Annotated in this window: 27 protein-coding genes; 18 read left to right on the top strand and 9 right to left on the bottom strand. The window is 44.0% G+C overall.

Going from position 1 to position 26,692, the window contains the following annotated elements; all coding sequences use genetic code 11:
• The first annotated feature begins 1 nt into the window (after position 1).
• Entirely contained in the window at positions 2 to 1,372 is a 1,371-nt protein-coding gene (locus tag R7F64_RS19590) for a GGDEF domain-containing protein (RefSeq protein ID WP_017635346.1), read from the top strand.
• A gap of 157 nt (positions 1,373 to 1,529) precedes the next feature.
• The gene (locus tag R7F64_RS19595; protein WP_017635345.1) at positions 1,530 to 2,417 is read left to right on the top strand and encodes a LysR family transcriptional regulator; all 888 of its coding nucleotides are present in this window, start codon (positions 1,530 to 1,532) and stop codon (positions 2,415 to 2,417) included.
• On the opposite strand, the gene R7F64_RS19600 is transcribed toward R7F64_RS19595, so the two are convergent.
• Positions 2,414 to 3,022 (bottom strand): response regulator transcription factor, encoded by a 609-nt coding sequence (locus R7F64_RS19600; protein WP_017821556.1) that lies wholly within the window; start codon positions 3,020 to 3,022, stop codon positions 2,414 to 2,416. The two genes, R7F64_RS19595 and R7F64_RS19600, sit on opposite strands and share 4 nt — an antisense overlap.
• A gap of 682 nt (positions 3,023 to 3,704) precedes the next feature.
• Between R7F64_RS19600 and R7F64_RS19605 the strand changes: the two genes are divergently transcribed.
• Complete coding sequence (locus tag R7F64_RS19605; protein WP_025998672.1) at positions 3,705 to 4,685, top strand: chemotaxis protein; 981 nt, start codon at positions 3,705 to 3,707, stop codon at positions 4,683 to 4,685.
• Positions 4,686 to 4,734: 49 nt separating this feature from the next.
• Here the strand turns inward: R7F64_RS19605 and R7F64_RS19610 are convergent, their stop codons facing one another.
• Complete coding sequence (locus tag R7F64_RS19610; protein ID WP_005376513.1) at positions 4,735 to 5,265, bottom strand: prepilin-type N-terminal cleavage/methylation domain-containing protein; 531 nt, start codon at positions 5,263 to 5,265, stop codon at positions 4,735 to 4,737.
• Positions 5,266 to 5,709: 444 nt separating this feature from the next.
• On the opposite strand from R7F64_RS19610, the gene R7F64_RS19615 reads away from it, so the two are divergent.
• The 4 genes from R7F64_RS19615 to R7F64_RS19630 all read left to right on the top strand — a co-directional run bounded on the left by R7F64_RS19615 (position 5,710) and on the right by R7F64_RS19630 (position 8,555).
• Positions 5,710 to 6,432: a sulfite exporter TauE/SafE family protein gene (locus tag R7F64_RS19615; RefSeq protein WP_318072021.1), complete on the top strand. Its 723-nt coding sequence runs from the start codon at positions 5,710 to 5,712 to the stop codon at positions 6,430 to 6,432.
• A gap of 95 nt (positions 6,433 to 6,527) precedes the next feature.
• Positions 6,528 to 7,433: an EamA family transporter RarD gene (rarD, locus tag R7F64_RS19620; RefSeq protein ID WP_318072022.1), complete on the top strand. Its 906-nt coding sequence runs from the start codon at positions 6,528 to 6,530 to the stop codon at positions 7,431 to 7,433.
• A 208-nt stretch (positions 7,434 to 7,641) separates the two neighbouring features.
• Positions 7,642 to 8,028, top strand: coding sequence for an MAPEG family protein (locus R7F64_RS19625; protein ID WP_005376510.1), 387 nt, complete (start codon positions 7,642 to 7,644; stop codon positions 8,026 to 8,028).
• Positions 8,022 to 8,555, top strand: coding sequence for a DNA mismatch repair protein (locus tag R7F64_RS19630; protein ID WP_154204318.1), 534 nt, complete (start codon positions 8,022 to 8,024; stop codon positions 8,553 to 8,555). Before R7F64_RS19625 ends, R7F64_RS19630 begins: the two co-directional genes overlap by 7 nt.
• Positions 8,556 to 8,839: 284 nt before the next feature.
• On the opposite strand, the gene R7F64_RS19635 is transcribed toward R7F64_RS19630, so the two are convergent.
• Positions 8,840 to 10,204, bottom strand: a complete 1,365-nt coding sequence (locus R7F64_RS19635) for an endonuclease/exonuclease/phosphatase family protein (protein WP_154204319.1) — start codon at positions 10,202 to 10,204, stop codon at positions 8,840 to 8,842.
• A 394-nt stretch (positions 10,205 to 10,598) separates the two neighbouring features.
• Here R7F64_RS19635 and R7F64_RS19640 point away from each other — a divergent pair, with 394 nt between their 5' ends.
• The gene (locus R7F64_RS19640; protein WP_005376506.1) at positions 10,599 to 10,913 is read left to right on the top strand and encodes a DMT family transporter; all 315 of its coding nucleotides are present in this window, start codon (positions 10,599 to 10,601) and stop codon (positions 10,911 to 10,913) included.
• A gap of 79 nt (positions 10,914 to 10,992) precedes the next feature.
• Here R7F64_RS19640 and R7F64_RS19645 read toward each other — a convergent pair whose 3' ends face one another.
• Entirely contained in the window at positions 10,993 to 11,898 is a 906-nt protein-coding gene (locus tag R7F64_RS19645; RefSeq protein ID WP_005376505.1) for a DMT family transporter, read from the bottom strand.
• A gap of 169 nt (positions 11,899 to 12,067) precedes the next feature.
• Here R7F64_RS19645 and R7F64_RS19650 point away from each other — a divergent pair, with 169 nt between their 5' ends.
• From R7F64_RS19650 to R7F64_RS19660, 3 genes are all read left to right on the top strand, one after another.
• Positions 12,068 to 12,526, top strand: coding sequence for an NUDIX hydrolase (locus R7F64_RS19650; RefSeq protein WP_017635339.1), 459 nt, complete (start codon positions 12,068 to 12,070; stop codon positions 12,524 to 12,526).
• A gap of 104 nt (positions 12,527 to 12,630) precedes the next feature.
• Positions 12,631 to 13,203 carry a GNAT family N-acetyltransferase gene (locus R7F64_RS19655; protein ID WP_031781379.1) on the top strand — a complete coding sequence of 191 codons (573 nt, stop codon included), beginning with the start codon at positions 12,631 to 12,633 and terminating at the stop codon, positions 13,201 to 13,203.
• Positions 13,204 to 13,328: 125 nt separating this feature from the next.
• Positions 13,329 to 14,741 carry a coniferyl aldehyde dehydrogenase gene (locus tag R7F64_RS19660; RefSeq protein WP_258494551.1) on the top strand — a complete coding sequence of 471 codons (1,413 nt, stop codon included), beginning with the start codon at positions 13,329 to 13,331 and terminating at the stop codon, positions 14,739 to 14,741.
• A 175-nt stretch (positions 14,742 to 14,916) separates the two neighbouring features.
• On the opposite strand, the gene R7F64_RS19665 is transcribed toward R7F64_RS19660, so the two are convergent.
• Positions 14,917 to 15,396, bottom strand: coding sequence for an aminoacyl-tRNA deacylase (locus R7F64_RS19665; RefSeq protein WP_053303532.1), 480 nt, complete (start codon positions 15,394 to 15,396; stop codon positions 14,917 to 14,919).
• A 156-nt stretch (positions 15,397 to 15,552) separates the two neighbouring features.
• Here R7F64_RS19665 and R7F64_RS19670 point away from each other — a divergent pair, with 156 nt between their 5' ends.
• From R7F64_RS19670 to R7F64_RS19685, 4 genes are all read left to right on the top strand, one after another.
• The gene (locus R7F64_RS19670; RefSeq protein ID WP_064354734.1) at positions 15,553 to 17,094 is read left to right on the top strand and encodes a glutamate synthase-related protein; all 1,542 of its coding nucleotides are present in this window, start codon (positions 15,553 to 15,555) and stop codon (positions 17,092 to 17,094) included.
• A gap of 186 nt (positions 17,095 to 17,280) precedes the next feature.
• Positions 17,281 to 19,455 carry a catalase/peroxidase HPI gene (gene katG / locus R7F64_RS19675; RefSeq protein ID WP_161441489.1) on the top strand — a complete coding sequence of 725 codons (2,175 nt, stop codon included), beginning with the start codon at positions 17,281 to 17,283 and terminating at the stop codon, positions 19,453 to 19,455.
• Between the two features lie 153 nt (positions 19,456 to 19,608).
• Complete coding sequence (locus R7F64_RS19680) at positions 19,609 to 20,061, top strand: antitoxin Xre/MbcA/ParS toxin-binding domain-containing protein (protein ID WP_005376498.1); 453 nt, start codon at positions 19,609 to 19,611, stop codon at positions 20,059 to 20,061.
• 1 nt (position 20,062) lies between these two features.
• Positions 20,063 to 20,533 (top strand): RES family NAD+ phosphorylase, encoded by a 471-nt coding sequence (locus tag R7F64_RS19685; RefSeq protein ID WP_005376497.1) that lies wholly within the window; start codon positions 20,063 to 20,065, stop codon positions 20,531 to 20,533.
• Positions 20,534 to 20,612: 79 nt separating this feature from the next.
• Here R7F64_RS19685 and R7F64_RS19690 read toward each other — a convergent pair whose 3' ends face one another.
• On the bottom strand, positions 20,613 to 22,463 hold the full coding sequence (locus R7F64_RS19690; RefSeq protein WP_017820986.1) for an acyltransferase family protein: 1,851 nt from the start codon (positions 22,461 to 22,463) through the stop codon (positions 20,613 to 20,615).
• 241 nt (positions 22,464 to 22,704) lie between these two features.
• Here R7F64_RS19690 and R7F64_RS19695 point away from each other — a divergent pair, with 241 nt between their 5' ends.
• Positions 22,705 to 22,980, top strand: a complete 276-nt coding sequence (locus R7F64_RS19695; protein WP_017820985.1) for a nitrogenase-stabilizing/protective protein NifW — start codon at positions 22,705 to 22,707, stop codon at positions 22,978 to 22,980.
• 117 nt (positions 22,981 to 23,097) lie between these two features.
• On the opposite strand, the gene R7F64_RS19700 is transcribed toward R7F64_RS19695, so the two are convergent.
• A complete protein-coding gene (locus tag R7F64_RS19700; RefSeq protein ID WP_054866340.1) occupies positions 23,098 to 24,198 on the bottom strand; it encodes an alkene reductase in 1,101 nt (366 codons plus the stop codon).
• A gap of 11 nt (positions 24,199 to 24,209) precedes the next feature.
• Positions 24,210 to 24,596, bottom strand: coding sequence for a lactoylglutathione lyase (gloA, locus tag R7F64_RS19705; protein ID WP_053303545.1), 387 nt, complete (start codon positions 24,594 to 24,596; stop codon positions 24,210 to 24,212).
• A 211-nt stretch (positions 24,597 to 24,807) separates the two neighbouring features.
• Between gloA and R7F64_RS19710 the strand changes: the two genes are divergently transcribed.
• Together R7F64_RS19710 and R7F64_RS19715 are read left to right on the top strand one after the other, a co-directional pair.
• The gene (locus R7F64_RS19710; RefSeq protein WP_017820983.1) at positions 24,808 to 25,236 is read left to right on the top strand and encodes a PaaI family thioesterase; all 429 of its coding nucleotides are present in this window, start codon (positions 24,808 to 24,810) and stop codon (positions 25,234 to 25,236) included.
• Positions 25,237 to 25,262: 26 nt separating this feature from the next.
• Positions 25,263 to 25,652, top strand: a complete 390-nt coding sequence (locus tag R7F64_RS19715) for a MazG nucleotide pyrophosphohydrolase domain-containing protein (protein WP_005376487.1) — start codon at positions 25,263 to 25,265, stop codon at positions 25,650 to 25,652.
• A gap of 43 nt (positions 25,653 to 25,695) precedes the next feature.
• Here R7F64_RS19715 and R7F64_RS19720 read toward each other — a convergent pair whose 3' ends face one another.
• Entirely contained in the window at positions 25,696 to 26,571 is an 876-nt protein-coding gene (locus R7F64_RS19720; protein ID WP_005376485.1) for a universal stress protein, read from the bottom strand.
• Positions 26,572 to 26,692: the final 121 nt, after the last annotated feature.

The following is a 26,692-nucleotide window of genomic DNA, read 5'->3' on the forward strand; positions in this document are numbered from 1 at the left end:
CATGACACTTAAAAGTATCGCGTTGTCTCTTTTCATCGCAACATTACTATTCGTCACTTCTGTCACAATGATTGGTGCGGTGTTAATTTCTTATGAAGTAAAGCAGTTCAACACTTACGCGAATAATTTAGCCAAAATAAAACAAAAAGTAATTCTCATGGGGCTATTGACGGAAGCGCAGCTCGAGCAATACAAAGGCATGAGCGTGAGTGAAGTAGAAGCGCAAACAGAGCTGAGCTTTCAAGATGCGATTTACTCCCTGTCACGTTATGAAAAACTTAATTACGTTGAAGCTGTTGCACGGAAATCGCTTCATCAGGCTGAAGCGTATTTATCAAATGCGTTCAATCGACAAAATGCCGTTATGTATTTTCGTTCTTATACTGGAAACAAACTCATCTTAGAGAGACCGATTGAAGCGCTAGAGGGAGTGAAAGCCACATTTGATGTTGATTGGTGTAAAAGTAACTATTCTTGTGTGTTAGCCGCGTGGAAAGAGCAACTAACGGACCGGGTATTGTTTTCCCTACCATTTAAAACGACATACTCCGATGACATGGCGATAAGCATCATGAGTCCGGTTTACTTTCAAGGTGAGTTAGTGGGAGAGTTTTCGGAACAATTGTACCTCTCGCCGCTTTATAATGATGGGAAAGCGGTGGATGTTCAAATTGCGAATGGGAACAAGCAAATGGTGATTTACTTCGCTGGCTACCCCTTTCCATCATTCGCGTACACCCAATCATATGTCGCAGACAACAACAATCTCATTGTTTACATGTACCCATTCAGTAAAATTGTACTGGATTACGTGTTCTTGTTTATCATCTTCTTTTTCGTAACTTTAGCGTATTACAACAAAGCTTATGAATCTAAAGAGAGCAAACTTCGCCTCGCGAAAGCACTGACGAACGTGACGAAAGATGATTTAACGGGATTGTTTAACCGCAGAGTCTTTCAAGATAGCGAATTCAAACGTCGTTTGGAAACCGCGCCATATTCCGTCATTGCAATAGATGGCGATAGGATCAAGCGAATCAATGACCATTACGGTCACCATGTAGGGGACGAAGTTATTGGGATTATTGCTGATGCTATGTCTAAAGTGTTTCGAAATAGTGATTATCTAGTTCGAACTGGTGGTGATGAGTTTGTTGCGATTCTGCCAGGTTGCAGTATCAGCCAATCTTCAATATTGGCGAAGAAGCTTCGTAGTGTCGTTAAAGATAACCGACTAAAGACCTTGGATATCGAAGTTAGTGTGAGTACTGGTATCGCGGCGAATGAGTTACACGAAACGCTTCAGGACGTTATTGTACGTGCAGATGAAGATCTCTATGAGATGAAAAAACACAGACAAAAGTCCCATTAAGCAGGTCTGGTATTGACTAAATGCAAAGTTACGGAACATAACCATGACATAACTGTTTGATTAATTTGACCAAACAGAATGAGTGGTCTTTTATATTAGAGCAGTCAACAAATAGTGATTGCTCTATTTATTCTCGACCTTACATCTGGTGTCGCACGTGAACAAAGATCTCGACTTAAACTTACTTAAAATACTTGTCTTACTGGATAAGCACCGTCAGCTCAAGCCCGTTGCGAAAGCGATGGGGAAGAGCGAAGCGTCAATTAGCAAATACCTTGCCCGATTGCGACTCCAGCTAAACGATGAATTGTTTATTCGGCATCCTCACCACATGGAACCGACGGACTATTTAAAACGTCAATTACCTAAAATTTCCGATGCACTCGAGAAGCTTGAAACTTGTCTAATTAGAGATGAGTTTGAACCGGAAAATTACGAAAAAGACATCACCATTTGTTTGCCGCAAACCGCTCAATACTCATTTGGGCATTTACTTGCAATGGATTTAATGGCGCTGTTTCCCAAGGCGCACATTTCGATAGCAACGATTACAGAGTATACGATAGAAGAGATAATCCTAGGCAAAGTGGATGCGCAGTTACATTACTTCAACGAGGATGTTCCGAAATCTGTTTATCAGAAGTTCATCGGCTATGCGCCTGCTGTGGTAGTTGTCCCTGAAGAGCTGGGAATTACCACCCTGGAAGAAGCGGCCAAACTTCCCTTTATCATGTTAGAGATTATCGGTTGGAAAGAGAAAGAGCAGCTCGTTAAGCGTGCAATGGAAAGCCACGGTATGGTCATCAACCGTATTGCGGCTCTAGACAACGTAAGCAGCGTATTGAAGCTAATTAAGCAAAAAAGCGCCGCAACCGTGTTACTTGAATATCAGGCGCCAATTGATGGATATAAATTTATAAGAGTGCCAGAGCATTTTTACCCAGATGGCTGGCCAAAAGTGGTTGTACAGGTGAAGCAAAGCTTAAGACATGATGCAATGCACCAGTTGTTAATCGGTGCTATTGCAAAATACATGAGCGCTTAGCGGCAAAACTCAATGTTTTCTGACTGAGGAATAGTATGCAGAAGTTCAATCAACGTGTCCGCATGGTACTTTTTCAGAATACGCGTTTTGTAGGTGCTGATTGTTTTAGCGCTGAGTGAAAGTTGTTCAGAAATCTTCTTATTTGAGTAGCCTTGTACAAGATAATGGAACACCATGGCTTCGCGATTTGAGAGTGTTACGTTACCCGACGATGGTGTGTGAGTCGACTTAAACATTGAGTAACCGCGTGAAACACTCACAATTGCGTCGATAATGGTCTCTCTTGTTTCATGTTTGCTTAAGAAGCCGTTTGCACCCATTTCGTACGCTGCTTTAGAAAGACTCGAGTAGTCGCGTGAAGAAACAAATAACAGTCGGCCACGATATCCCGTCGCTAAAATGTTTTTGGCTAAACGCATACCATCGCGATCGCCAAGCACTACGTCTAGAATAATCAAATCAATCTTTTGGCCTCGAACAAGATCCATCACTTCCGCACTGTCAGTGGTTTGAATCACTTCAGCTGCGTTGATTACAGATTCAACTAGAGAAGCAAGTGCTTCGCTATACAATGGTTGAGCGTCGATAATAAGAACATTATTCAAAGTTAACCTCACCTAATACATCAACTAGTGTGCTGTCAGGCGACAGCGCAATTGGATGAATAGGATTGTAGGAAAAACCTTGCTAAGAGGAAGGAAAATGACTCTTTCCAAAAGTGAAAATCAGTGTCTTGATTATGGGAATAGCGATGTCAGGTATTGAAATACCTAGTGATAGGATGATTGCTTAAAACTTACGCTGACAGAAAACTAACAAACTGAAAGTGTTCTTTCAGTGTTCTATGCCTTCAGATTTTCTTGCGATGCCTCTAGCGCTTCGATTTAAACCCGTGTTCACAAGCGCAGTTTTATACCATGCCACTTGAAGAGAGCTTGTTCTACACCAGGCATGAGCACGCTAGCCAACTTTGCACTGATATCTGTTGGATAGGTTTGGCTATTGACGCTGAACATCACTTCAAATTATTTCTAAACTTTTCATTGACTCGGCCGCTAAAAGTGGAGGTGTTAATTCGCACTTTGGCCACTCATAATTTCGTGTTCAAAAATGAGACAATTTTACATGGTTTGGTATGGAAATGTGCGTTAGCCGTCCTTTTGATGGTTTACAAATTTTGTTGTAACGACTAAAAAGGACTTTTGGATTTTTAGCCAGAGAATGGCTTCTCATGGCGTTTGCATCAAACTTTTTCTGATGCGTATTTTTGGTTGGATAATTGGCTTTATGAGTAACGTAACCAGCACCATTTTGACAGAAAGTGGTACCAATGAGCTTGAAATCATCGAGTTTCATTTAGAAAAAACATTGCCAGATGGCAGCACAAAAACTTGTTATTACGGCATTAACGTTGCGAAAGTACGAGAAGTGATTCGCGTGCCAGAAACAACCGATTATCCAAACGCACAACCTCATATGATTGGTGTGTTCTCATCCAGAGATGTACTGACGCCTTTAGTGGATTTAGCTGGTTGGTTAGGTGTGCCAACACGACAAGATCTGGAGCGCAAGTTTGTAATCGTTACGGATTTCAACAAAATGACCAATGGCTTCTTAATTGACAGCATTTCGCGTATTCATCGTATCTCTTGGAATGATGTGGAATCACCAAGTCAGTTTTTGGAAGCGGGCGAACAAGATTGTGTAGTAGCCGTTGTCCGTAAAGAAGGCAACCTGATCATGATTCTCGACTTTGAAAAAATCATCGCAGACATCAACCCAGAACTGAGTATGGAAAAATACGATGTGAAAGGGGACAAGTCGGTGGATCTCAACCAGAGAATGGTCGGTAAGCGTAATGCTAAAACGATCATGGTGGTGGATGACTCAGCATTTATTCGCTCTTTGATCCAAGATACATTAGCTTCTTCAGGTTACAATGTGATCACATGTAAAGACGGTGGTGAGGCGCATGAGAAGTTGATGAGCTTGATCGAGGTCGCGAAAGAAGAAAACTTGCCAGTTAAAGAGCTATTAGATGCGGTGGTTACGGACGTAGAAATGCCTCGAATGGATGGTATGCACTTAGTGAAGAGACTACGAGATACCGAAGCGTTTCATGAAATGCCGATCATTATGTTCTCGTCATTGATGAGTGAGGATAACCGAGCGAAAGCACTATCTCTTGGCGCAAATGATACGATTACCAAGCCAGAGATTGGCCGCATGGTGAATATGATGGATAAATACGTGTTTAACTTTGCGTAAAAAACCGATCAGATGAAACAAATAAGGCTGCCGATTGGCAGCCTTATTTTTATTGAGGGCAGGGAAGAATATCTAAGGTGTAACTCTCGTTTGGAGTCTGCGGTGGCCCATATAAAATTCCGCATTGTGTAAGGCTAGCTCTTTTTTCGTCGGCTGCAGCAATGACCATTTCGCGAGTTGTTGAACCAGCCGGGTGATGAAATGTTTTCCAATCCGAGTCTTCTTCGTTCAGTCCTTGCACGAGTAACTTCATCGATTCGCTATCAGAATCAGGATATCCATATAAAAAAACACAGCGCTTTGAACCACCAATATTACAGCCGTCAAATGGTAAATCTGCCATTAAAGCACTGTCTACGAAGTTTGAAACGTAAGGCTTGCTTTCCAATCCCGCAATCGCCATTTTCCCATAACCCACGCCTAATGCTGACGCAATAGCGCCTTTCATTCCTTCCAAACGTGCTTCACGTGCATCGCTTTGAAGGTTTAAAAAGCGTGGCGCGGCAGTGACAGCAAGAATACCGAGCACGACAATAACTACGACTAACTCTATTAGAGTAAATCCCGTTTGTTTTTTCATATTATTTTCACAGCAAGTTAAAGGTAGAAAAACACTGACCGTACACTTGTTTATTGTGTAAATAAGTACGGTAATGATAAATCGATCAGTAGTATAAAGAGGTGAGTTGTAAAGTGCTATACCGACGCCGTACTAATTGACTGAATCCATTAAATGCAATGGAGAATTCACGGGTCTAATTCTGCTAGATTTTAAGAGGTCATTAATTCCGCTGAAGAAATGCTGCGTGAACAGGCGAGCATGAATCCTCTTCGATGTAAGCAAACATGTACATCAGCGGAATGAAATACAAAATGCAAATGAGGGCGAACCGCACAAATGGATTGTCTTTTTATTCACTTTGATGAATGCTACGCGGAATTCATATCGCAGTGTGCCTGAGGTATTCATCATGCGAATGTGCTTTGGTTTTGTGTTTATTTTTCAAATATAAGAATAATCTAAATGGAATTCGATTCGATAAACTTCCTTGCAATAGGTTTGATATTTCTTGGCTCTTATGTCCAGACCGCAATCGGTTTTGGCTTGGCTATTGTTGCCGCACCTTTACTGATTCTTTGGGCGCCAGAATATGTTCCTGCGCCAATCTGTTTAGTCGCGTTATTTATTTCGTTGATGAATGCGATGAAGCACCGCGGTAGTGTTGAAATCGGCGGCTTAAAGATGGCGTTGATTGGGCGAGTGCCGGGATCAATTGCTGGTGGCTTGCTACTCTTTTTTGTATCTACACAAATTCTCACGCTTTGGATTGGTTTGTTGGTGCTGTTTGCAGTCTTGGTGAGTGTTTTACCGTTTCGGGTTGAGCCTACGCCTTCGCGTATGACATGTGCTGGTTTCTTTTCTGGGTTGTTTGGTACCAGTTCTGCGATTGGAGGCCCTCCGATGGCGTTATTGTTGCAGCATCAAGAAGCAAATCAGTTACGCGGCAACTTATCGGCTTTTTTTGTTTTCAGTTCGATTATTTCACTAATAGTACAAATCCCAGTGGGCTTCTTCACATTGCATCATTTGGTCATTACTATTCCTCTATTACCTGCTGCGGCGCTTGGTTACTGGCTAGCAATGAAAACTACCCAGTCGTTACCAAAAGAAAAGATTCGGTTTGGGGCACTTATGTTGTGTTTTGTGAGTGGCTTTACCGCCGTCGTACAAGCGTTGAGCCAATAATGCCATCTGCATCATAAAGTCACTGCGGGATTGCATTCCTTTTTATGTATGGCGGACTTTACGCCAAATTGGTCGTTTAGATGGGCGATAGTTTTATGAATAACACTCGTTATGGCACTTTTATGGCAGCATCCTCCTTTGTGATCTGGGGATTGCTACCAATTTATTATCGTTATTTACCAAATGCTTCTATGGATGAGTTGCTAGCATGGCGAATCATTGGGTCTGTACCTGTCGGGTTTCTAATTGTACTTGGGATAACCCGTCGAGGGCTGAATTGGAAAGAAATCTGGCTTGATAAAAAATCCTTGTGGTACACGTTTGTGGCGAGCAGTTTGATGTGTATTTCTTGGAGTGCGTTCACTTGGGCTTTGACCCATCATCGGGTCATCGATGCCAGCTTAGGCTTCTTTATTGGACCATTAGTATCTGTTGCACTGGGCGTATTTATTCTTGGGGATAAGCTCTCAATAGGCAAGCTTATTGCAATCGTGCTGGCAACAATTGGTGTTATGTACCAAGTGATTCACTATGGTCAGCTGCCCGTTATCGCACTAACGATGGGGTTGTTCTTTGCTTTGTATGGGCTGTACAAGAAGAAGATAAATTATGACTGGAGTACAACCTTGTTTGTTGAGGCGTTGTTACTGACTCCAGTTGCACTCGCATATTTGCTCTATAAACAATGGGCAACTGGCGAACTGGCTTCGGGCACAGATACCACAACATTGCTTTTGTATTTTGGCAGTGCACCTATCACACTTTTACCACTCGTATTTTATTCTATCGCAATACGTATAACTAATTTATCAACCGTCGGTCTAATGCAATACATCGAGCCAAGCTTGCAGTTTGTGTTGGCAGTTATGTTTTTTGGCGAGTTGTTTGACGAAGTGAAAGCGGTGACCTTTGCATTTATTTGGGTAGGGCTGTTGTTCACAATTTTTGAAAGTATTATCAAAGGGCATCGGCGCAAAAAGCTGGTCAAACACCCCTTATAGTGGTTTCAATATTCTCACACATTAGCTTCTTTATTCTTATGCCCTCCATTCGAGGGCATTTTTAATGTCATGAAGCATTGGCTTTCGTTTTTTTCCGAGTAGAAATCATAACTTGAGATTATTTGACGCATTATCATAATGATACCGCTATAGTTATAGCCAAGTGACACGCTTATATAAGTGAAAACCAGATCAAGAAGGACGACATATGATCACTGCTCTGTATGCCAACATTCTCGCAATACTCATTATTTGGTTGGCTGTTCAAGTAATTAAGCAACGTCGCTTAAATCAAATTGCTTATGCAGATGGTGGGGTAGAGGCTCTACAAATTGCTCGTAGTGCCCAGAGTAATGCGACAGAATATATCCCCATCACCCTGATTTTAATGGCACTTTTAGAATTCAATAGTGCTTACCCAACATGGATACATCTCACCGGTATTATTTTTGTAATTGGTCGAGTTATTCATGCTAAAGGCATATTGAAAAAAGACTTGAAAAAGCGCATTAGAGGGATGCAGGTGACATTTCTGGTGATACTTTCATTGGTTGTGTTAAATATGATTTACCTGCCATACGATAAGTTATGGTAAGTCTGCGACGTTACATTCCACCACCTTGGGTACTCGTTCTGATTGGATTAGTACTGAATATTGGCGCGATCATCGTTACTAGCTTAGTCCTTGATAAGTTGGGTAAACAGCACTCGCAGCTCGCAGAGCAAACAGCAGAAAACTTGTATTCCATCCAACTCGCATGGAACAGTGTGGAAACCCTAGAAAGGAAAAGAGAAGCTTTACTGCTGCATGTGCACATAAGTCAGAGCATAGCGATACCTTTAGAGCTAGAAGAGGTATTAGCAGGGCATTTATCTTCTTGGGTTCACAACGAGTCGGATGAAATACAAATTGATCAACTTCCTCAACTAATGTCAAAGATAAATCAGGCACAAGCTTCGTATAGAGACCGCATCGATAATTACTACATTGAGAATGTAGAGCTCAATGAGATAATGGCAAAGCAGGATGAAAAGATCGCTTGGTACAAGAATATCGGACTCTTCTTGCAAGTATTCGGACTTGCGTTAATCCTTGCACGCGACTTAGCTAGGAAGCAATAAAAGCAAGAGCTAAAGATCAGGTTTATTGCGAAATGCCAATGGTAGTTTGCAAATTGCAATTTATTCTGTGAGCAAACAGTAGCTATTGGTTAAGTTTTAATGAAAGTGATTAAATAACAACCTGTTTTTGTGCGCTTAAAAGTTGGCACGCCTCATGCTTTAGTATGAGTGACCCTTTCTAAGCCGAGGGTCACCTAGCCAACTGACGTTGTTAGTGAACCATCTTGTTCACAAATATATACAGCCAATCACGACTCCTTGTGGTTGGCTTTTTTTTATGCAGTCTAGAACTGTGCTTTAATCCAGATCATGCGATGGTCGGAAGATACATCCTTACCATTACCATACTTACCGATACGTGCATCGTTAAATAGTTTACGGCCTTCTTCATAAGACGCTGACCAGTACACACCAGAGTCTATTACATTCAAATTTGCTGAAGGCAAGGCATAGTCTACCCCTAAGCCAAACGTTGAAGTGATGCGATTTGGATATGGGTGAGTTGAGCTGCGGTCAACGGCGTGTTCGGCTGCACCAAAGCTTGTCGGGTAAAGATCGCTATTCATCACGGTTTGGTTAACCAATGGATCGTTGTGCAGCTCTTGCATTACAGAGCTAATACCGTCACCAGCCACTGGATCAAGGTTTTGATCACCCATCATTACGAATTTAGCGCCGTTCGTTAAGCCACCTGTTTTACCCGCATCGTCGTAAAAATAGTCTTTGCCTTGAATGTAATGATGCCAAAATTCCACTTCTGCTGCGTTTTGCGCTTTGTTTTTACCAGTGTCGAATACTGGTGGAGTAGGATGAGACATCAACAAGTGTACAACTTCCTCGCCATTGCGAGTTGGAATGATGATTGGCGCGTCGACGTGATTTTTCGAAGATAGACGCACTTGATCCCATTCTTCCGCTGAGTACCATTCATCACCACACTTCATGCCGTCTGGAATCTTTTGCGAACCATCGCAGATAGTAATGGTTGGAATTTTCGCACCTTCCATATCTTTCCATTTAAATGCTTGGAATGTACGTGTGTTTGCTGTGTCAATTTTATACTTAGACATAAGGGCAAATGCATATTGACCATGGTACATGCCAAAGCCCCATGCATCACCTGGCATTTGACCTGCGGTTCCGTTGTTGTCGAGATCAAACTCACTCAACAACCCTGTATTAGTTGAGTAAGATTCAGCATAAGGGTATTCAATAGGCTCAAGGTTTGCTTCACCGCCCGCGCCATCGATACTTTGCGCGACAGACAAGTAGTTCTTCTGGAATCCTTCAATGGCTGCTTTGTTTTCACCTGTTCCATCGTTGTTGTATTCCGCCATCATGAGAACATCAGGACGATTCTTTTGAATGATTGCTGCAACGTTACGAATTTGAATGACTTTTTCCGCAGTGGTTTTGTCTTCGGCTGCGATTGAACCGTCTAAATAAGAGGTGACCAACGCAGTTTGCTGCGTTGGTTCAATTTGCATTTCACCTACCAAAGTTTCGAAGGTAGCGCGGTCAAAAGAGAGGTTGTAAGTCGCTATTTTTACTTCTTTAGGCTGAACATTGACGTATTCAGTGTCGTCATTACATCCAGATAGTAGAGCGGCGCCAACAAGGACAGCGATAGAGGTTTTGATTGCTTTCATGGGTACGTCATACCTTATAATTAATTCGGCTGAATATTAAAGTCATCAGTCATTGTTTTAAGCGATATTAGTCACACAAACGTTTTCATATTTACATGTTCAATTAGTTTTTGTGTGATTTGTGCAATAAATGCAACACTTTCAACACCAGAAGGTTATATGTAAATTGTTAAAAAACGGTGTCGTTATTGATGCGAAATAGAGAGTCCGCCACCGTTAAAAAGAAAAGCGTAGAATTTAAGCGTGCATGAGATGTTTGAGTTGTATGCTTATCGCCGTGTTTTATTTTTTATGTTCAAATTTCTGTATATAATAAGCAGTCAATCAGAAGTGAGGACGACCTCACCGCTCTATCTTTTCTCGGGGACGACCCCATCTCGTTGGGAAATGTGACATGGCTTGGGGAATTCTCTTCATTGCGGGCTTGTGTGAAATCGCATGGGCTGTCGGTCTTAAATATTCACAAGGGTTTACCAAATTCGGTGCTTCGGCATTCACTATTGTCTTTATGTTATTGAGCTTTTGGTTGCTTGGCATTGCGTTAAGAACCTTGCCTTTAGGCATTGCTTATGGCGTATGGGTAGGGATTGGCGCAATAGGCACGGCAGTCGTGAGTATTTATCTGTTCAATGAGCCAGCAACACTTATCAAAGCCTTAAGCTTGCTAATGATTGTCGCTGGTATCGCAGGGTTAAAAATATCAGCTTAACGTTAGGCTAAACACAAAACAGCCAGAGTCACTCTGGCTGTTTTTCTAAATGTCGTGTTTACGGTTCTGGGTAGGTATATCAAGCGTTGCGCTTAATAAAAGGTAACCGTAAGTGATGACCAAACGCATTAATTAATGCGCCTGTAACAATCAGACCGCCACCGACGTACGTCCAAATGATCGGAACCTCGCCAAAGAAAATGATGCCTAACAACACAGAAAATACGATCTGGATATACGAATAAGCGGAGGCTTTACCCGCTTGTTGAGTTTGCATCGCTTTGGTTAACCCCAATTGCCCAATTTGGGTAAAGACACCAACTAGAACCAACATGAAAGTCAGATATAGATCGGGCATTACAAAATCGTCGCCAATCAGTAAGAGTGAAGCGGGGAGAGCAACCAACGGGAAATAGAAAATGATCACTGAGCTGTCTTCTGTCTGACTCAGTTTTCTGACAATGACGTAGGCAATTGAGCTACCAAATGCGCCTAAGATCGCAATCATGACGCTAAACATTGGTAAAGCGCTATCTGAGCCTTGCCCAGTTTCTGGGCTTACCATGATATAGATGCCGAGTAAGCACAACGCAATACAAAGGAAAGTTGACGGCTGGATGCGCTCTTTCAAGAAAAATACGGCGAGTAGTGCAGTAAATACCGGATGAATATACTGGAATATCGTCGCTTCTGCCAAAGGTAAGGTGGTCACTGAATAATATACACACATCAGAGCCATCGTGCCCACAGCACCGCGTGCAAATAGTAATGGCTTATTATTGCCCCATACAGAAATTCGTTTTCGCTTTACATCGAAATAACTAATGATAAGTGAAACGAGCGCTCTTGCTGCAACGATTTCAAAAACGGGGATACCGTAGTTGCCGACGTGCTTTACTGTAGCCGACATCAGAGCAAAGCCGAACGCGGAAAGCACCATAAAGCGCACACCGATGGGAATCATAGTGTTGAATGAATTGGACATTTTACTGCTCATTTGTTGCGACAGATCTCACTTTAGCATACTTAGTTAGCGATTAAATCCTCTCAACTCAAACACTTCTGTCGACAAGATGAATAAACAGTAGAATACGTAGCAATTAATCTGCCTCTCTTCAGCGTAACAATAAAAACTCGATATTTAAGGAGCTTACATGATCCCGATAAAAGCAACGCATGTTTCAGGCGTTGTCATTTCAAAAATTGATGGCATAGAAAAAATGCTGTTACTCAAACGCGTAAAAGGTGGCTATTGGTGCCATGTTGCAGGTGGTATCGAAGCGGGTGAAGCCGGGTGGCAAACCATTTTAAGAGAGTTAAAAGAAGAGACACTAATTGACCAAGTTGAGTTACATACAGCAGACTTTCTAGAGCAGTTCTACGAAGCAAAAAATAACCGTATCATGGTTATCCCATGTTTTGTGCTATTTTGTCCGCCTAACCAATCAGTTGTTCTTAACGAAGAGCATACAGAGTATCGCTGGTGTACGATTGAAGAAGCTAAGCAGCTGGCTCCGTTTGCCAATCAGCATCACCTCTATGAACATGTATGGAAGCATTATGTAGATGTGGCATCACTAACGCCATTTACGCTGATCGATCAAAAGGGCTAAATGAACGGCAACGGCTTTGATTAGTTTTTATAGAGAGGTTTGTTCTCATAAAATGAAGCGTTAGGATTTGCGCTGAGCGTTCACAATAAAAAGGAATAACATCTATGGATGAAGTCACATGCCAAGAGACGTATCAAGGAAATCACTTACAGAAGCGTTTTTCCGTCTCGCAAAGGGTCTCAATTGAGCCCCTCAACACGAAACACGCGTCCGCTTTACTAGAGGTTGTGAACACTCACCGAGAGAGCCTTGAGGGCTATCTACCTTGGACGGATTCTGTCACGAATCATAGAGAGGCCGTTAACTACATTTCCCAGCGAGTGAACAGTAACGCGCTGGATTCCCACTGGTGTGCAATTTATTTTGATGAGCAACTTACGGGTGTTATTGGCATTAAAGGTGTGGATTCACATACACGTGTTACTGAAATTGGCTACTGGCTTGCCAACAATGGGCGAGGCCATCGTGTGATTGATCAAGTACTCGCAGTATTGATCCCTTTCTTGAAGAAGAAAGGGCACGCACAATTCATTCAGTTCCATTGTATGGAAGATAACATCGCTAGCATCAATATTGCTGAGCGTGCAGGCGCCACATTAAAAGAATACGTTGATCATGAGTTCGATATGCTTGACCGCTCTCAACGACTAGGCATTTATGAATTACGTTTGATGTAGTATCCACCCCAGAAATATTTTAATCAGAGTTCGAACTCTAACTTCACGAGCGCTACAATAGTAACATTGTTGCGCTCGTGTTAACTTGGGGCGTCATTGGCAGAAACTAGGCTAGGAGAAGCATCATGAACGCAATCACAGAGGTTGAAGTAGATAACTTGTTACAGCAAAGCCTCGAACGCTTAAAAGCGGCATATGCAGCCGAGCCTTATCCTAGTTTAGATGAACGTAAACAGCGCCTCGTTTTGTTAAAAAAATCGCTGCTTGAGAACAAACAAGCTCTGGTTGAAGCGTTAAGTGACGATTTTGGCTATCGCTCAGAATTTGATACCGCCATGACCGACGTTTTGCCAACGGTCTCGCATATTAATTATACCCTCAAACGACTAAAAAAATGGTGCAAACCCAGCAAGCGCGAATCCGGCTTATTGCTCGCACCTTCTAAAGTCACCGTTCAGTATCAACCGTTAGGTGTCGTCGGGATCATTTCACCTTGGAACTTTCCTGTGATTTTGAGCCTTGCGCCTTTAGTGACAGCATTGGCTGCTGGCAACCGCGTGATGATGAAGCTCAGCGAATTTACGCCAAAAACCAATAAAGTCATCGTCGATATTTGCCGTGGGTTGTCTGAGTATGTCGAAGTTTTTGAGGGTGAAGCAGACGTCGCACAAGCATTCAGCCAACTGCCATTCGATCACCTTTTGTTCACGGGTTCTACGAGCGTTGGTCGCGCAGTGGCAAAAGCGGCAGCGGAAAACCTTACCCCGGTGACGTTAGAGTTGGGTGGAAAGTCCCCGGTGATCATTGCAAAAGATGCAGACATGAAGAAAGCCGTTGATGCTATCTTGTTTGGTAAATGCATTAATGCAGGCCAGATTTGTGTCGCGCCTGACTACGCATTTGTACCGCAAGAACGTGTCGAAGAGTTCATTTCGCTATTCTTAAAACGTTTTGAAAAGCTCTATTTAAAATCCAACAAGAATCAAAAGCTGACCCATATTGTCAACCAACGACAATATGATCGTTTGACTGCGCTACTTGAGGATGCAAAAGCGCAAGGTGCTAACCTTCACACTGTTGAGGCGTCGCCCCAAGAGGAACGACTTCTGTATCCTCATTTGGTCACGGATGTGTCGTCGAATATGCGAATCATGCAAGAGGAGATCTTCGGGCCATTTCTACCTGTTAAGCCCTACAATGCCGTTGATGAAGCGATTGACTACATTAATCAGCACCAAAGACCACTTGCGCTGTATGTTATGTCGGACGACAAATCGACTATCAAACATATTGTACGCAACACCCACAGTGGTGGCGTCGGCGTTAATGATACGGTTTTACATGTTGGCGCTGAAGATGCGCCTTTTGGTGGCGTTGGTGAATCGGGTATTGGGCATTATCACGGAGAGGAAGGATTCAGAACTTTTAGTCATGCGAAAACCATTCTTCACACACCGAAATGGTTGCCAAGAACGAGCGTATTAATGCGCCGTAGGGCTATGGCGATAAAAGCGATCCAAAAGATCTTTGTTCGATAATAATTATGATTTGATTGATAAAAAACCGCCCGAATAGGCGGTTTTTTGTTTCTATATGCTCTGAAACGCTGGGCACCAAAGTCCGAGAAACTTCCATCGCGTGCTACCAACAAAACAAAGAAAGGCTCTTGTTGATAGAGCCTTGTTCAGGAAGTGTCGAGAGATCTTGGCAAGTTTAATGCAGAACTTCACTGCTGAATCTTAGATATCTACAGTCGTTCATCAGTTCTTTAAACGCCTTTCGGTCCAGCTTAATCAGAGTTTCATGATCGCCAGCTTCAAGGTAGACATGTTCCAAGTTTGTTAGTCTTTCATCGCAAACTGTCGACATGTGGTAAGGGCTACCAATCGGTGGAATAGCGCCGTGTTCACAATCGGTGAAGAGTCGGTAAACCATACGCTCTTTCACCAAGTGGAAGGTGGCATTAAATTCGTCGTTTAATCTCGACAAACTGATTTTGTTGTTGGCAGGTAAGACCGCCATCATATGACGCCCTTCATGATCCTCTAGAATCACACCTTTTGCGATATTCATTAAAGGCACACCTGCTGCAACACCACTTTGTAGCGAGCTATGACTGTGGCTGTGATTCACGGTTTGAAAGTGAATGTTATGCTCAGTCAAATATTCATCTAATCGGGTTGCAATCGTCATATAGCCTCCACGTGTATGAGACCCATAAAAAGTATAGGTTAGTCGGGCGACAATCGCGCATTTTACTCGGCTACACTGACGCTCTTTACGCTCCTGTTCTACGCTTATTGCAAGCCAGCGAGAAAGCATGGTTAACAATAATAAATAGGGGGCAACATGAGCAAGCCAATCATCGCTGATAACAAGCCGATCAAAGTAGAGTTGAAAGCTGGGCAAGAATACTACTTCTGCCGATGTGGGCGTTCTAAAAATCAACCTTACTGCGATGGGTCTCATTCGGGAACCGGCTTAAAGCCAATGAGCTTTAGTGCGGAAAAAGACGAAGATGCCTATCTCTGCCAATGTAAGCATACCGCCAATGCTCCTTTTTGTGATGGTACACACAAGCGATTTACCGCAGAGCAAGTCGGTAAAGAGGGACCGGAACAAAAGCGAGAGAAAAGAGACAAACCAACGGCGTCTGCTACTCAAGAAGAACCAACCCTCGAGTTTATCCACCAATTAGCGAGAGAAGGACTCTCTAAACTCGGTCATCATGGTCCGATGGCTGCAATGGGGGTTCCTAGGCATTTGCTACCACATTGGGATGCTATACAAATCATGGTGGCGCAAATGGCGACACAACCGTTGTTGGAAGACGTTCCTGTGTCTACCGAGTTGATTGTGGGACCAAACGCGCGTAAGCCGCTCAGACTCGCCATTCCTTTGTTGGTGTCGGACATGAGTTTTGGCGCACTTTCTGAAGAGGCGAAAATTGCACTAGCAAAAGGTGCAGAGTTGGCAGGGACTGGGATTTGCTCTGGTGAGGGTGGCATGTTACCGGAAGAACAAGCCGCTAATTCACGGTATTTCTATGAGCTTGCTAGTGCTCAATTTGGCTACGACGAATCTAAGCTTCTTAATGTTCAGGCGTTTCACTTTAAAGGTGGGCAAGGAGCAAAAACGGGCACGGGTGGTCATCTGCCTGCAAATAAAAATGTAGGTAAGATCTCTCAGGTGAGAGGCATCCCCGAGGGACAACCAGCGATATCACCACCAACGTTCAAAGATCTTCACACTACTCACGATTTCAGAAAGTTTGCTGACAGAGTTCGTGGCATCACAGGCGGTATTCCAATTGGATTTAAACTCAGTGCCAACCATATTGAGCAAGACATCCAGTTTGCGCTTGATGCTGGGGCTGATTATATCATCTTAGATGGTCGCGGTGGTGGCACGGGTGCGGCGCCAACTATGTTCCGTGATCATATTAGTGTACCCACCATCCCTGCATTAGCTCGTGCACGTAAGTACTTAGATGAAAAAGGCGTAAGTGACCGTGTCACATTAATCATCACCGGTGGGTTGCGAGTTCCTACGGATTTTGTCAAAGCGTTGGCACTTGGAGCAGACGGAGTAGCGATAGCAAACAGTGCGATGCAATCGATCGGTTGTGTCGCGGCTCGCATCTGCAACACCAATAATTGCCCGGCAGGCATTGCGACACAAAATGCCGATTTGAGGCAGCGTCTCGACGTTGAAAAGTCATCCCAGCAACTGAAAAATTTCTTCGAATCCTCGGTCGAGCTCATGAAAGTCATGGCGAGGGCGTGTGGTCATCACGCTCTGAATGAATTTAGTCATCATGATTTAGCGACCTGGGATCACAACATGGCGAGGCTGTCTGGGATTAAGTATTCAGGTATGGACTTAAACTGATCTCTATCCATATTTTCTGCATATAGGTACATGTTTGATAACAATTATTTATTCGCTGAAATGTTTGAAATTTTGACTTGGCGTTAACTAAAAAAACAGTGTATGAACTACGCTGTTTGAGGTGGATATTCGATTTATTGAATAACAAAGAGTGGTTACCACAACCACGACACGAAGGAGCATTATATGAGCAAAGCAAACGGCGGTTCGGTAGGTAAATGTCCAGTTATGCATGGTGGGCAAACATCTACAGATAAGTCGGTGATGGATTGGTGGCCGAATGCCTTGAACTTAGACATCCTGCATCAACACGACTCCAAAACCAACCCATTTGGTCAGGACTTTAATTACAAAGAAGAACTGAAAAAGCTAGATGTCGAAGCACTTAAAAAAGATTTAAAAGATTTAATGACTGATAGCCAAGACTGGTGGCCTGCCGACTGGGGACACTACGGTGGTTTAATGATCCGAATGGCATGGCATGCAGCGGGCAGTTATCGTATTGCGGATGGCCGTGGCGGTGCTGCTACAGGCAACCAACGCTTTGCTCCTCTCAACTCTTGGCCAGATAACGCCAACCTCGATAAGGCTCGACGCCTTTTATGGCCAATCAAGAAAAAATATGGCAACAAACTAAGTTGGGCAGACCTGATTGTCCTTGCCGGTAACATGGCGTACGAATCCATGGGCTTTAAGACCTTTGGCTTTGCGTTTGGACGAGAGGACATTTGGCACCCAGAAAAAGACACTTACTGGGGGTCTGAGCAAGAATGGTTAGCCACAAGTGACGCTGATAACAGCCGCTACTCTGGTGAGCGAGATTTAGAAAACCCGCTTGCTGCGGTAATGATGGGTCTTATCTATGTGAACCCTGAAGGGGTAGACGGTAACCCAGATCCTCTCAAAACAGCACATGACATGCGAGTGACCTTTGCGCGAATGGCAATGAACGATGAAGAAACCGTCGCGCTCACAGCTGGTGGTCACACGGTGGGTAAGTGTCATGGTAATGGTGATGCCGCAAACCTTGGCCCAGAGCCCGAAGCAGCAGACGTTCATGAGCAAGGTCTTGGCTGGATTAACCACAAAACACGTGGCATTGGCCGTGACGCGGTAACGAGTGGCATTGAAGGTGCTTGGACAACACACCCTACACAATGGGACTACGGATACTTCCACCTACTATTTAAGTATGACTGGGAACTGAAAAAGAGCCCAGCAGGTGCATGGCAATGGGAGCCAATCGACATTGAAGAAGAAGACAAGCCTGTCGATGTTGAAGACGGTTCTAAGCGCTACAATCCAATCATGACCGACGCCGATATGGCGCTCAAAATGGACCCTGAATATCGTAAGATTGCAGAAAAGTTCCAAAATGACCCTGCGTACTTTGATGACGTTTTTGCTCGTGCCTGGTTTAAGTTGACACACCGCGATCTAGGACCAAAATCATGTTATTTCGGCCCTGATGTGCCAAGCGAAGATCTTATTTGGCAAGACCCAACGCCCGCAGGTAAGACAGACTACGATGTCGATTTAGTGAAAACAAAAATTGAAGCAAGTGGCCTATCCATTAGTGAGTTAGTAAGTACGGCGTGGGATAGTGCGCGTACCTACCGTGGCTCTGACCGCCGAGGCGGTGCAAATGGCGCGAGAATTCGCTTGGCTCCACAAAAAGATTGGCAAGGGAACGAACCTGAACGTCTAAGCCGTGTTCTTGCGGTGTTAGAAAAAATAGCAGCAGAAGAGGGCTGTAGTGTTGCAGACGCTATCGTGCTTGCTGGGAACGTAGGTATTGAACTGGCTGCGCGTGCCGCAGGTCATGATGTATGTGTGCCATTCGCGCCAGGCCGAGGTGATGCCACCCAAGAGATGACGGATGTTGAATCATTCGAAGTTCTTGAGCCTGTCGCTGACGGTTTCCGAAATTGGTTGAAGAAAGACTACGCGGTTAAGCCAGAAGAGCTTTTATTAGATCGTGCTCAGCTTATGGGGCTAACGGCGCCAGAAATGACGGTACTTATCGGTGGTATGCGCGTTCTAGGCAGTAACTACGGCGGTGGAAAAGAGGGCGTATTTACTGAGCGAGTCGGCACTTTGTCGAATGATTTCTTCGTGAACCTTACTGACATGGCATATACGTGGAAACCAGTGAGTGCTAATCAATATGAAATCCGTGATCGTAAAACCGACGCTGTGAAGTGGACGGCTACTCGAGTGGATCTTGTCTTTGGTTCAAACTCGATCCTGCGTTCGTATGCGGAAGTGTATGCGCAAGATGATAATCAGGAAAAATTCATCCATGACTTCATCGCCGCATGGACGAAAGTCATGAACGCGGATCGTTTTGACTTGCAATAAGTGAAACGATGCCTGTCGGTAGATGGGTTGATGAATAAGTAAGAGAGGCGGGCGAAAAGCTCGCCTTTTTCTTTACCTATCTTTTTACTTTGATTGAAAATTAAGCTCATTTGAACCATAATAACTGGACCATATGAACCATAGGAGCTTGATATGGCAACTGCAGCATTAAAAAGCTTCAAACCGAAACAACCTCATAAAGCCAATTTCTGGTTTATGTTGGGTATTGAAGACGCTGAAACAGGTCGCACTGATGCGGTTCACAAAGGCTTTGAGCCAAAGGTGTATCGCAATATTGTTGAGCGTGTGAAGCTTTCTCAGAGTGAGTTTCAAAACGTCACATTGATACCTGTCAGCACGGTCAAGCGTCGTCTAAAAAACGATGAGCGCTTCAATACGCAAGAAAGTGATGCAATCTATCGATTAGCGATGTTATTGAAACTCGCGACAGAACTGTTTGACGACGAAGAGCGCGCGTTAAAATGGATGAGAGAGAATGTGTATGGCTTAGGTGGAAAACGTCCACTTGATATGGTCTCGACCACGGTGGATTTTGAAATCGTAAAAGATTTGATCGGCCGTTTAGAGCACGGGGTATTCTCGTAATATGAAGCTCTATCGTCTCACACAAAAGAAATTTGCTGACACGCCATTCAGCCCCGTTGGCGCAAAGTTATTTGGAGGGCGATGGAACTCAAAAGGAACCGAAGCCCTCTACTTCTCTGAATCGGAATCCCTTTGTTCGTTGGAAGTGTTTGTTCACGTAAACAACGATCCTGCTATCACCAAACTTTACGATTTATATCGTATTGAAATGCCAGAATACCTCATCGCCACCTTAGATGAAGAAGATCTCCCTGTGACGTGGCGAGCAATACCGGCGAGCGAGTCTACGCAGTACATTGGTGATCAGTTTCTCAATGATCCTCATCCAGAGTTTGCCGCGCTGCAAGTGCCTTCAACGATTTCACCTCGTGATAAAAACTACGTGGTGAATCCAAATCATCCCAAAATGAAAGAGATCATCAAGAAAGCCGAAAAGCTCGATTTCGCGTTTGATCCGCGCATTTTCAAATAGACGCCTAGCTTTGTCTTGCTTTAAAGCATTCAGCGCTTACCTGAGATAAGCGCTGAAGCATAAAAGTTTATTTCCTTGGTTATTGTCGATCGTAAGTGAACTGTTGCGCTTCATTTGTAGTGTTGAGGTAATGCCCAAGCACCAACTCAGCACCTTTGTAAGATAAATGGCTGTCATCCGTATACATCGCATTGTTTGCTCCAACTCTCATTCGACATACGCCATTTCTGCAAATGGCATCGGTCAAGTCGACAAACTCAACGTGCTCAAATTGCTCAAAGTAGTTCACTAACTTCGCCACGTTTTGAGGGTGATGTTGTTTGGGAGAAAAGTCGCAGGCAGACTCTTCTGTCTCGCCAAACAAACGCGCTTTCCAAAGGCATTCTCCTACCGCAAACGGTGCAGAAGGGGTTGGACCGAAAACGACCACTTCCTTTCCTTTCAGTTCATTCAATAATTTGGTTAATGATGCTTCATAATCGGCTTGTGAAAGCTCTTTATTGAAATTAGAAGAGATAACAACGCGACGAATGGAAGGGGTACTTAGAATTGTATCGACAGCCTCATTGAAGAACTGTCGGCAAGGAACTGAGCCAGCACCTTTGATGGTGTCGACATAACCGACCGCACAGGAATCTTGAGTAAGTTGCACCACGCCAGTTGGTGTTACTTCGGATAGACGCTTCACGTAAACCATGCTGTGACTATTGCCTAACACAGCGATGTCGGGCTGCGGCGCAGACGAGCACACATCGTTAACGTTGGTGTTGCCGTTGCAATCTAAACCATAACCGTTGTTAACGCGCATGGCCTCGAAAAATGCGCTTCTTTCTGGAAAACCACCGTTTTTATGACCGATAACGCCGAACGTTAGCAAGGGCAACGTCAACAACACAATAACCACGGACGCAGTGCGCATACTCATGGCTTTTCGGCTACGGAACGGCTTTTCAATAAAGCGCCAAGTGAAGTAAGAAAGTACAAAAAGAGTGACAACGTAAAGTGGGATATTGATGTCTTGTGTTGCATCCAACACGTAGCGGTAAAAGACAAATAATGGAATGTGCCACAAGTATAAGCTGTAGCTGATTAAGCCGACGAACACGACCCACTTTAGGCTCAGTAATCTACCGCAGACATTGTCTTTAGAGGCAAACAAAATCACCAACGCACTACCGATGACCGGCACCAGCAACGTAATGCCCGCACCATCTTGCGATTTTTCAAACAAAAGCGCGGAAGCCAATATCAAAACGATGCCAATGGTTGCCAGCGTATCGTTAGATTGAACTTGGACTTTTCTCATCACTAATGCGAGTAATGAACCGGTTGCCAGTTCCCAAGCACGAGAGAAGATCATGTAAAAAGCGAAATCAGGATCGTTGCTCGCGTAGACAATAGTCATCAAACTCAGCGCAAATACCGCGATGAAAAAAGTCAGGTAAAACGCGTTTTTGCCACGAGCGAGTAGCATGAGTAGCAAAGGAATGACAATGTAGTATTGTTCTTCAACGCCCAAGCTCCAAGTGTGAAACAGCGGGTTGGCTTGATCTTCTAAACCGAAGTAATTGTGGCCTTTTAAATACAGAAGAATGTTGGATGAGGAAAGAATGGAAGATACTGCAAACTGACCAACGTCTTTGTGTGCTTGCGGCAAAAATAGCCACCAAGACATCAAATAGCTGACGGCGATCACCACCAGTAAGAGGGGGAGTATGCGACGAATGCGTCGCTCATAAAAATCACCAAGGTTGAACTTCTGGTTTTCTAAGTCGTTAATCACGATGGTGGTGATCAAATAGCCGCTGATCACAAAAAACACGTCGACGCCAATAAAGCCACCAGCGAATTGCTCAACTCCTGCATGAAACAAAATCACCAACGTGACAGCAATCGCCCTTAATCCGTCTACTTCTGCTCTGTAAGTCATATCGTGTTGCTCCAACATTCCGTTTAATGAAGTAGAGCAAAATATGAACCAGAAATAATATTTATTTAAATCAGTACCTTAAATTGATTGTCAAAATGAAAATGCTAGGTGGGTTAACGAATTCCCAAATTGAATTTCAATATGGAAACCCCATAAAGAATGATCTTAAGAAGCGCTAAATCAAAGAACGTAAAGCGCGAGGCACTTAGACTTCATTGAAAATGATTACGCTAAAGAAACGATGACAGAGAATACGATTCAGGAAAAAATTGCCAGCTTTACTTGTATCGAAGAGGCTTTGAATTACTTCGACATCGAGTTTGATAGCCGATTTATCGAAAACAATCGAACCGAGTTGGTTAAGAGGTTTCACGGCTACTTAATCCTCACTAAACCGGATGATTGGTTTTCAGGTCGTCGTGCTTTAAAGAATGCTTACTGTAAAGTACAACGCAGTTTGCTCAGTAAAACGACGCGCTCTGCGTGTCGAGGTTGTACATCTTGTCAAAGACGTTAATTCTGGTGGCTTGCCTAAAAAGAACCCTGCATCTTGGTGTTACAGGGGGAAGAGCAAGGTTCTTTTGGTTTCGCTATTGGTTTGTCGCGAGTTACGAATCAGCTTTACGTAGATGAATTAACCCGCGTGATACGCAGGGTAGTCCACCAAGCCTTTTTCACCGCCGCCGAACAATGTGGCAGGGTCATGTTCTGCCAGCGGATAGCCATGCTTGATGCGGCTTGGTAAGTCTGGGTTTGCAACAAACGGACGGCCAAAGCCAATCATGTCGGCTAAACCACTTTCAATCGCGTGTTGCGCCTTTTCTGCGTTGTAACGACCGGCATAGATCAGTGTGCCTTTATACGCCTCACGAACTGCGGTTTTAAAGTCGTGCGGAGTGTCTGGCGCGTCGTCCCAATCCACTTCTGCAATGTGAATGTAAACCACATTGAGTTTATCAAGCAGCGCTGCAGCGGCGGTGTAGGTTTCGACTGGCGTACTATCAACGGTGCCATTTAACGAAGTGAATGGTGCAAGACGAACACCAACACGCTCTGCGCCAATAGCTTGCGTCATCGCCTCTACCACTTCACCAAGAAAACGCAGACGGTTTTCAATGGAACCACCGTATTCATCGGTGCGATTATTCGCTTCAGAATCGATAAACTGGTTAACCAAGTAGCCATTCGCTGCATGAAGCTCGATACCATCGAATCCGGCTTCTATCGCGTTTAGTGCGGCTTGGCGGTACTCTTCAATAACGTTCTTGATGTCTTGTTTGGTCATTTCACGTGGCTCAACCACATCGACAAAACCCGGTTCGTCTGTGCCGTTATCGACAAATACTTTCACGTTTTCTGCTTTTAGCGCAGAAGAAGAAATAGGTTGCTCACCACCAATGTTATCAGGGTGAGTCACGCGACCAACGTGCCATAATTGCGCGAAGATAACGCCGCCTTTCTCGTGCACTGCATCAGTTACTTTTTTCCAGCCAGCAATTTGCTCTGGGCTGTAAATGCCTGGTGTCCATGCATAGCCTTGACCCATTGGCGAAATTTGTGTGCCTTCAGCAACGATTAGGCCCGCTTCAGCACGTTGAGCATAGTAGGTCGCCATCATGTCGTTAGCGATATTACCTGGTTGAGAAGCACGAGAGCGCGTCATCGGAGGCATAACGATACGGTTTTTTAATGAGAGAGAGCCAAGTTGAATGGGTTGAAATAATGCGTCTGTCATAGGAAACCTCGTTATTTGTGAGTTTGGATGAGTTCGATTTGGTAACCATCGGGATCTTTAATGAACGCGATGTGAGTTTCTCCGCCTTTCATTGGACCTGGCTCGCGAGTAACGTTGCCACCAAGCGCTTTGATTTTTTCGCAAGCGGCGTAAATATCTTCAGACCCCAGTGCCATGTGTCCGAATGCGTTACCCAAGTCGTAACTGTCGGTATCCCAGTTATAAGTTAGCTCGATGGTCGCGCCATCTGGTTGATCAGGGTTACCAACAAACACCAGTGAGTAACGGTATTCTTGGTTTTCAAAACGATCCAAAACACTCATTCCCAGAACTTTTGTATAAAATTCGATAGATTTGTCTAGATCAGCTACACGGATCATCGTGTGGAGAAACTTCATAAGTCGCCTTTTCATAACGTTGCGTAATCACTATGCAAACCATATCGCCACTCTAAATAAACTGGAAATTATCGTTAATTATTAAAATGATTATTTAGTGTTATGAAAAGCGAGGTTGCTGGCCCTGCAACATGCAAACAAAGATTACTCGCCGTTTCTTTTTAATTGTTGGCATATGCTAATTACTCTTTTGAGAAACCGAGTAACTATCATGTCCACAAACAGCTATTGTCATTACACTCACGAATCTCATCATCAATGTGCGGTTTGTTCTTCAATTAATGTGAATCCGAACTCTTTGGCCGTGAACTACCAATACCTAGCCGATGGTTCTGTTGTCGGAGAGTTTCACGTTTTACCGCGTCATCAAGGTTACACAGACCTGTTGCATGGTGGTATTGCCAGTTCGCTTCTCGATGGTGCAATGACGCATTGTTTGTTATCTAGAGACATTCAAGCCCTTACGGCGCAGTTGGATGTGCGCTACCATGCACCTATTCAGTTAGATGATCGAGTCACGATTACTGCACACTGTGAAGGTGAACGACGCGGTATATATCAACTGGTGGCTCAATTGCGGGTCAATAGCGAAGTTAGAGTGACGGCTAAAGGGAAGTTTATTCGTCCTAAAAAGGCATAAATAAAAACGTGTTCTACGGAGAGGCAATGAAGAAATTTGATGAGCTGTATGCAATTGCGACGAGAAAATCTCAATATGACCAAACCAACACTTGGTTTAAAGGCGTAGAGACTTATCTGGAGGCCATTGGCAAAGAAGTTGATGAAGTCCGCGAAGAGATTCGTGAGGATCGCCTTTGTCATTTGGAAGACGAGTTAGGCGATGTGTTGTGGAACTATCTTAACGTATTAAAAGCGCTGGAAAGAGAAAAGGGTATAGATCCTGAGAAAGTACTCGAAAGAGCCTGCAACAAATACGATCAGCGTGTATCTGCGATTGAGTCGGGACGCAGTTGGGATGAGATAAAACAGCAGCAGAAACAAGCCTTGAACGCAGAGCATGAAGCCGCGCAGTTAGAAGATGTAAAGAGCCAATAACTGCGCTTGGTATTGAAAGGATAGGTTAATAGAGAATACCTAGTCAGCCCTTGGAGCTGTTGACCAACAGTAGGTCACAAGGTGGTTGATCAAGTAACGTGTCTACAGTGCTGCCAGACCAAAATTGAGATGACATGCTTCGTTTACATGCCCCCATAATCAAAATCGCTGCTTGTGATTGCTTAACTGCTTTTGGTAACGCCGTTTCAGGGTTTCCTTCCGGTAATAGTAATGGAACTCGCGTTAACTTTTGCGCAGTAATAAAATCTGTAATGCCTGCTTTTTGATTGCTTAATATCTCTGCACGATAGCGAGAGAGGTATGGCGCGACGTATCGGCAGTAAACGAGCGTCATTTTCCCGCTTAAGGTTTGTTCTAATTTTGAGCCTCGCGAGACGATGGCTTTATCTACTATCGACTTTTCATCCCCTCGATGAAGTGGGTCGATTGCACAAAGCATGTTGGCGTGAGAAGGCCATGAACGCTCACTCAGTAGCAACAAGTCGCAATCTTGTTGTGCTAGTTCTGTGAGCATCGTTTGAATCTCGTGTTTGTTAAAGTGTCCCACGAGCAGTAAGTCAGTGTGGTCAACAAGTCGTTTCGCAACTTGCTCAACCCAATGGCTCCCTTTGAAATGCTCGTAAGAGAGCGTTGGTGTTTCAAGCTCTTCTTCTTCACAAAGTTCGACAATTAATGCGTTGAACTTTAAGGTCCAAGCTTCAAACTCAGCTTGTCTTTTTTCTATATGGTCAGAGTTGAAACTGAGAAAATGAGCGAATGCGTGATCTTCACTTCGGCGATGGTCTTCCACTAAAACTACAATAGGCTGAGCCAGCGCTGTCGAAAATTGAATCACTTTACGAAGCACCTTACGACTTGGTAAGGCGGCCTGCTGAGTCAGAAAAAATACAGGTGCCATTGATTACTCCATTATCAAACAAGGCGAATGAGCCTGACACACATTCAAGTCTATACCATGAACTGATGCATAGGCGTTTTGTTTCTGCGAGCGAAATATAAATTCCGCAATTAAGTCAACT

It is taken from the genome of Vibrio sp. Vb1980, assembly GCF_033338615.1.
GTDB classification, from domain to species: Bacteria; Pseudomonadota; Gammaproteobacteria; order Enterobacterales; family Vibrionaceae; genus Vibrio; species Vibrio alginolyticus.